Consider the following 290-nt stretch of genomic DNA (forward strand, 5'->3'; position numbering starts at 1 on the left):
GACACCGCCTGCTCCTCTGGCCTCACCGCGATCCACCTGGCCTGCCGCAGCCTGCACGACAACGAGAGCGACATCGCGCTGGCCGGTGGCGCTTCGGTGATGTTCGAACCCCGGAAACAAGCTTCGGGATCGGCCATCGGCATGTTGTCCCCGACCGGGCGTTGCCACGCGTTCGACGTGGCGGCCGACGGGTTCGTCGCCGGTGAGGGCGTGGTCGTCGTGCTGCTCAAGCGACTCGAGGACGCCCAGCGCGACGGGGACCGCATCCTGGCGGTGATCCGCGGCACGGC

1 protein-coding gene is annotated in these 290 nt (G+C 70.0%); it reads left to right on the forward strand.

Features of this window, described 5'->3' with window-relative positions; genetic code table 11:
- Positions 1 to 290: beta-ketoacyl synthase N-terminal-like domain-containing protein (locus tag BST27_RS31000; RefSeq protein ID WP_211285357.1), on the forward strand; the 290-nt coding region annotated here is incomplete at both ends.

This window comes from Mycobacterium intermedium (assembly GCF_002086275.1).
GTDB lineage: Bacteria > Actinomycetota > Actinomycetes > Mycobacteriales > Mycobacteriaceae > Mycobacterium > Mycobacterium intermedium.